At 55.4% G+C, this 6,218-nt stretch carries 6 protein-coding genes; 4 read left to right on the forward strand and 2 right to left on the reverse strand.

All coding sequences use genetic code 11. The annotated features are described in order from the left end of the window. Position 1 precedes the first annotated feature (1 nt). The 4 genes from rbsC (at position 2) to rbsR (ending at position 3,917) form a co-directional block, all read left to right on the forward strand. Positions 2-967 (forward strand): ribose ABC transporter permease, encoded by a 966-nt coding sequence (rbsC, locus tag ADJ24_RS07000; RefSeq protein WP_006808742.1) that lies wholly within the window; start codon positions 2-4, stop codon positions 965-967. Positions 968-994: 27 nt separating this feature from the next. Beyond that, complete coding sequence (gene rbsB / locus ADJ24_RS07005; RefSeq protein ID WP_010426610.1) at positions 995-1,885, forward strand: ribose ABC transporter substrate-binding protein RbsB; 891 nt, start codon at positions 995-997, stop codon at positions 1,883-1,885. 106 nt (positions 1,886-1,991) lie between these two features. Continuing rightward, a complete protein-coding gene (gene rbsK, locus ADJ24_RS07010; RefSeq protein ID WP_023309778.1) occupies positions 1,992-2,921 on the forward strand; it encodes a ribokinase in 930 nt (309 codons plus the stop codon). 3 nt (positions 2,922-2,924) lie between these two features. Continuing rightward, positions 2,925-3,917, forward strand: a complete 993-nt coding sequence (gene rbsR, locus ADJ24_RS07015; RefSeq protein ID WP_074177226.1) for a ribose operon transcriptional repressor RbsR — start codon at positions 2,925-2,927, stop codon at positions 3,915-3,917. Here the strand turns inward: rbsR and mdtD are convergent. Both mdtD and ADJ24_RS07025 read right to left on the reverse strand, forming a co-directional pair. Then, on the reverse strand, positions 3,883-5,316 hold the full coding sequence (gene mdtD / locus ADJ24_RS07020) for a multidrug transporter subunit MdtD (RefSeq protein WP_023309776.1): 1,434 nt from the start codon (positions 5,314-5,316) through the stop codon (positions 3,883-3,885). The two genes, rbsR and mdtD, sit on opposite strands and share 35 nt — an antisense overlap. After that, on the reverse strand, positions 5,313-6,020 hold the full coding sequence (locus ADJ24_RS07025; protein WP_023309775.1) for a FadR/GntR family transcriptional regulator: 708 nt from the start codon (positions 6,018-6,020) through the stop codon (positions 5,313-5,315). The genes mdtD and ADJ24_RS07025 overlap by 4 nt, the downstream gene beginning before the upstream one ends. Positions 6,021-6,218 lie beyond the last annotated feature (198 nt).

Genomic DNA, 6,218 nt, shown 5'->3' on the forward strand with positions numbered 1-6,218 from the left:
GATGACTACCCAGGCTGTTTCTGGTCGCCGCTATTTCACAAAGGCATGGCTGATGGAACAAAAATCGCTGATTGCCCTGCTGGTGCTGATCGCGATTGTATCGACCATGAGCCCGAACTTTTTCACCGTTAATAACTTGTTCAACATTCTGCAGCAAACATCGGTGAACGCCATTATGGCGGTCGGCATGACGCTGGTGATTTTGACCTCAGGTATCGATCTGTCCGTCGGTTCCCTGCTGGCGCTCACCGGCGCGATCGCCGCTTCGATTGTCGGCATTGAAGTCAACGCGCTGGTGGCCGTGGCCGCGGCCCTGGCGGCAGGCGCGGCGATTGGTGCCGTAACCGGCGTGATTGTAGCAAAAGGCCGCGTTCAGGCGTTTATCGCTACGCTGGTGATGATGCTGCTGCTGCGCGGTGTGACCATGGTGTACACCAACGGCAGCCCGGTCAATACCGGCTTTACCGATAACGCCGATCTGTTTGGCTGGTTCGGTATTGGTCGCCCGCTGGGTGTTCCGACCCCGGTCTGGATCATGGCTATCGTCTTCCTGGCGGCGTGGTACATGCTGCACCACACCCGTCTGGGTCGTTATATCTACGCGCTGGGCGGTAACGAAGCGGCAACGCGCCTGTCCGGTATCAGCGTTAATAAAGTCAAAATTATCGTTTACTCCCTGTGCGGTCTGCTGGCATCGCTGGCAGGTATCATCGAAGTGGCGCGCCTCTCCTCCGCGCAGCCAACGGCAGGGACGGGTTATGAGCTGGATGCTATCGCGGCAGTGGTTCTGGGCGGTACGAGTCTTGCGGGCGGTAAAGGTCGCATTGTTGGGACATTGATCGGCGCACTGATTCTCGGTTTCCTGAATAATGGTTTGAATTTGTTAGGTGTTTCCTCCTATTACCAGATGATCGTTAAGGCAGTGGTGATTTTGCTGGCGGTACTGGTAGACAACAAAAAACAGTAACTGACGACACTACAGGACATCTTAGATATGAACATGAAAAAACTGGCTACCCTGGTTTCTGCTGTCGCGCTGAGCGCAACCGTAAGTGCTAACGCCATGGCGAAAGACACCATCGCGCTGGTTGTCTCTACCCTGAACAACCCGTTCTTCGTCTCCCTGAAGGACGGTGCGCAGAAAGAAGCGGACAAACTGGGCTACAACCTGGTGGTGCTGGATTCACAGAACAACCCGGCGAAAGAGCTGGCTAACGTTCAGGACTTAACCGTTCGCGGCACCAAAATTCTGCTGATCAACCCAACCGATTCTGATGCCGTCGGTAACGCCGTTAAAATGGCAAACCAGGCGAAAATTCCGGTGATCACTCTGGACCGCCAGGCAACGAAAGGCGAAGTTGTTAGCCACATTGCGTCTGATAACGTGCTGGGCGGTAAAATCGCCGGTGATTACATCGCGAAGAAAGCCGGCGAAGGCGCGAAAGTTATCGAACTGCAGGGGATTGCCGGTACGTCTGCAGCCCGCGAGCGTGGTGAAGGCTTCCAGCAGGCAGTGGCTGCACACAAATTCAACGTGCTGGCCAGCCAGCCGGCAGACTTCGACCGTACTAAAGGTCTGAACGTTATGCAGAACCTGCTGACCGCGCATCCTGACGTGCAGGCCGTGTTCGCACAGAACGACGAAATGGCGCTCGGCGCGCTGCGTGCCCTGCAGACCGCAGGTAAATCTGATGTGATGGTTGTCGGATTTGACGGCACGCCGGATGGTGAAAAAGCAGTAAACGATGGCAAACTGGCTGCGACCATCGCTCAGCTGCCTGAGCAGATTGGCGCAACTGGCGTTGAAACTGCCGACAAAGTGCTGAAGGGCGAAAAAGTTCAGGCTAAATACCCAGTTGACCTGAAGCTGGTCATCAAGCAGTAAAAGGCGAATCAGGCAGTCGCTGGCTGCCTGAGGGACACCAATAAAGAAAAGTGTGGCATACGCCACCGGGTAACACCGGTGGCGCTCTCAGATGGACAACCCAACCATGAAAACCGCAGGCAACCTCGTCGTCCTTGGCAGTATCAATGCCGATCACATTCTTAATCTTGAATCGTTCCCTGCACCGGGCGAAACCGTCACGGGTAACCAGTATCAGGTGGCATTTGGCGGTAAAGGCGCCAACCAGGCCGTCGCTGCCGGTCGCAGCGGGGCGAATATTGCGTTTATCGCCTGCACGGGTGATGACGATACCGGTGAGCGAGTACGCAAACAGCTGGCGAGCGACAACATTGATATCGCAACGGTCAGCGTGGTTGCAGGGGAATCGACCGGCGTGGCGCTGATTTTCGTCAATGCTGAAGGTGAGAATGTCATCGGTATTCATGCGGGTGCTAACGCTGCGCTGACGACGGAGCGCGTAGAAGCGCAACGTGCCATCATCGCCGGAGCGGAAGCCCTGCTCATGCAACTGGAGTCACCGGTTGAAAGCGTGCTGGCCGCCGCGAAAATTGCGCATGAAAATCATACCACTGTCGTACTTAACCCGGCCCCAGCCCGTGTATTATCAGACGAGCTGCTGGCACTGGTGGATATCATTACGCCGAACGAAACCGAAGCCGAAAAGCTGACGGGTATTCGCGTAGAAAATGATGACGATGCCGCGCGAGCCGCGCGTGCACTGCATGATAAGGGCATCGGCACCGTGATTATCACCCTTGGTAGCCGTGGAGTGTGGGCAAGCGTCAATGGCGAAGGCCGTCGCGTGCCGGGCTTTAAGGTCAAAGCGATTGATACCATCGCAGCGGGAGATACCTTTAACGGTGCACTTGTCACCGCGCTGCTGGAAGGCAAGAGAATGGATGACGCTATTCGCTTCGCACACGCTGCTGCCGCGATTGCGGTGACGCGCAAAGGCGCCCAGCCTTCCGTTCCGTGGCGTAAAGAGATCGATGAATTCTTAAGTCAGCAGGGGTAACGCTTGGCCACAATGAAAGATGTCGCCCGCATGGCGGGCGTTTCTACCTCGACGGTCTCCCACGTTATAAACAACGATCGCTTCGTCAGCGAGGCGATTCGGGAGAAAGTTGAAGCTGCGGTAAAAGAACTCAACTATGCGCCGTCTGCGCTGGCGCGCAGCCTTAAGCTCAACCAGACGCGCACCATCGGTATGCTGATCACCGCCAGTACCAACCCCTTTTATTCAGAACTGGTTCGCGGCGTGGAGCGTAGCTGCTTCGAGCGTGGCTACAGCCTGGTACTGTGCAATACCGAAGGTGATGAGCAGCGCATGAACCGTAACCTGGAAACGCTGATGCAAAAACGCGTCGACGGGCTACTGCTGCTTTGTACTGAAACGCACCAGCCCTCGAAAGAGATTATCCAGCGCTATCCCTCCATTCCCACGGTGATGATGGACTGGGCGCCGTTCGACGGCACCAGCGATCTTATTCAGGATAACTCTCTGCTGGGGGGCGATATGGCCACCCAGTATCTGATCGATAAAGGCTATACCCGCATCGCCTGTATTACCGGCCCGCTGGACAAAACCCCGGCGCGTTTGCGTCTGGAAGGATATCTCTCTGCCATGGAACGGGCGGGGCTTGCCATTCCTGATGGCTATCGAATCACCGGTGATTTTGAATTTAACGGCGGTTTCGAGGCGATGCAGAAACTGCTGGCGCTAAAGCCGCGTCCGCAGGCGGTGTTTATTGGTAACGACGCGATGGCGTTTGGTGCCTACCAGGCGTTGTATCAGGCGGGGCTACGCGTGCCTGATGATATGGCGGTGATTGGCTATGACGATATCGAACTGGCCAGCTACATGACGCCGCCGTTGACCACGATCCATCAGCCAAAAGATGAACTGGGCGAGCTGGCCATCGATGTGTTGATCCACCGTATGGCGCAGCCCACGCTGCAACAGCAACGCCTGCAGCTTACTCCTGTTCTGATGGAACGCGGTTCGGTTTAGCTTTCTCTTTGTGACGCTCTTTAATCAGGTTTCGGCCATCTTTCGGTTTTAACAGCATAAAGACCAGCGCCGATACCACGGTAAGTGCGCCCATGGTGATAAAGGTATAGTGGAACTGCTCAACGGTATTTGCGCTGTCAAAACCTTCATAAAACCGCAGCACCGCTGCACTCACGGCAACCCCTAAACTGATCGACAGCTGTTGCGTTACCGCCAGCACGCTGTTGCCGCTGCTGGCGTTCTCGTCAGTCAGGTCGGCGAGGGTGATGGTGTTCATCGACGTGAACTGCGTCGACATCGCCATGCCCAACACAAATAGCGGCAGGATCAGCATCCAAACGGGTAACGCGGCGGATTGCAGCGAGAACTGCGCAATCATCAGACCGATAAAGACCGTCACGCCAACCAGCGTCTTACGATAGCCAAACCAGCGCAGCACCTGTGTCACGGTTGATTTTGCCAGAATTGAGCCCATTGCCGTGGGTGCCATCATGCAGCCAGCAATCAGGGCCGGGTAGCCGAAACCCACCTGCAGCATCAATGGCATCAGGAACGGTACGCAACCCGTCCCCAGACGAGACGCAATGTTTCCTGCAATCCCAACTGAAAACGTTCGGGTGTTAAAGAGCCCCAGGGAAATTAACGGCGTCGGGTGACGGCGCGCGTGACGTATATAAAGAAGGAACAGCAGAATCCCGGCGAGGATAACGGAGAGCGCCATCCACGTCGCGACGATCTTCTCGCCAAACAGCTCCATTCCGCTGGAGAATAACACCAGGCTCAGGCCAAACAGGAAAAAGCCTCCCATGTCGAAGCTGCGCCTTGGCGTGGTGAAGTTCGGCATATATTTGCGGGCATACAGCAGCCCCGCAACGCCAATTGGAATATTAATCAGGAAGATCCAGTGCCAGCTTGCCCAGGTGACAAACACGCCACCGAGTACCGGGCCAAGAATCGGGCCGACCAGGCCCGGCATGGTGACGAAGTTGAGCACGGGAAGCAGTTCGCTCCTGGGGTAGGCTCGCAGCAAGGCAAGACGCGCCACCGGCATCATCATCGCGCCGCCAATGCCCTGCAATACGCGGAAGATAACCAGCTCCGTTAAGGATGAGGAGAGCGCACAGGCCAGTGAACCGAGCGTAAAGAGCGTTACGGCCAGCATGAAAACTCTGCGGGTGCCAAAGCGGTCGGCCAGCCAGCCGCTGACCGGAATTAACATTGCGACCGTCAGGGTGTAGCTGATGATGGCGGACTGCATCGCCAGCGGGGAGCGGTTAAGGCTTTGCGCAATAGCGGGAAGCGCTGTGTTGAGGATGGTGGCATCCAGTGCCTGCATAAAAAACGCCATGGCTGCAATCCACGGCAATCCGGCCATGCTGCGCGCTTTTTTCGTTGTCATTTATTTACCTGCTGGTGGGTTGGCGCGGCCAGCAGTGCCTGGCACGCACTCAGGGCTCGCTGCCCGTCGCTTTCCTGGATGGCATCTACTATCGCCTGGTGCAAATCCAGTTTTACCACTTCGTTTTGTGTAATAGAGGTAAAGTAGGTGTGATACACCGAATGAAATAAAGAGGCAAAAGAGGTGAGAAACGGATTGGCGCTCATCATATAGATGTGTTCATGCCAGGCCATATCAACCTCAACCCAGCGTTCGCGGTTGAAGTGCTTTTTCAGGAACACCATCTCTTCCATCAGCGCGTTAAGCTGTGCTTTCTGCTCTGCAGTTCCTAGCGTGGCGGCAAGCAGACATGCCTGAGGTTCAAGGCTGCTGCGCATCACCAGAAAGTGATCGACGACCTGGTGAAAGTTATCTTCCGTCATCCACCAGGAGAGCAGTTCCTGATCGAGAAAATTCCAGTTACTCTGTGGCATCACGCGTGTGCCAATGCGAGGGCGTGGAAGCACCATGCCTTTTGCCGTCAGGGTTTTCACCGCTTCGCGAACGGCGGTACGGCTCACCCCAAACTGCTCACCCAGCTCCATCTCACCCGGCAGGATGCTGCCCGGGGCATATTTACCCGCTAAAATCCGCTGAGCCAGCTTTTCTGCCAGCACGTACGACAGGTTTTTTTGGGCGGCCAGCTGTTGTGCGCTTAATGGCATCGCTTTTATTCCTTAAAGATTCATGCTGATAATTATGCCACCTCGAATGTGATTGTGGTTGCAGATACATCAAATAGAACAATTTGTAGCTCGATTTCACCTCTGTTGGTGAAAAAAAACGCGGATGGAAACTTTTTTTTAATTTCCTCTTGTCACGTCGGAATAACTCCCTATAATGCGCCTCCACTGACACGGAAC

This window comes from Enterobacter sp. 940_PEND, from assembly GCF_001059415.1.
Taxonomy (GTDB): Bacteria; Pseudomonadota; Gammaproteobacteria; order Enterobacterales; family Enterobacteriaceae; genus Enterobacter; species Enterobacter cloacae_M.

Excerpts from the sequence above, each read along its gene's own strand:
- rbsC (WP_006808742.1), top strand. The coding sequence starts at position 2 with ATGACTACCCAGGCTGTTTCTGGTCGCCGCTATTTCACAAAGGCATGG.
- rbsB (WP_010426610.1), top strand. The coding sequence starts at position 995 with ATGAACATGAAAAAACTGGCTACCCTGGTTTCTGCTGTCGCGCTGAGC.
- rbsK (WP_023309778.1), top strand. The coding sequence starts at position 1,992 with ATGAAAACCGCAGGCAACCTCGTCGTCCTTGGCAGTATCAATGCCGAT.
- mdtD (WP_023309776.1), bottom strand. The coding sequence starts at position 5,316 with ATGACAACGAAAAAAGCGCGCAGCATGGCCGGATTGCCGTGGATTGCA.
- ADJ24_RS07025 (WP_023309775.1), bottom strand. The coding sequence starts at position 6,020 with ATGCCATTAAGCGCACAACAGCTGGCCGCCCAAAAAAACCTGTCGTAC.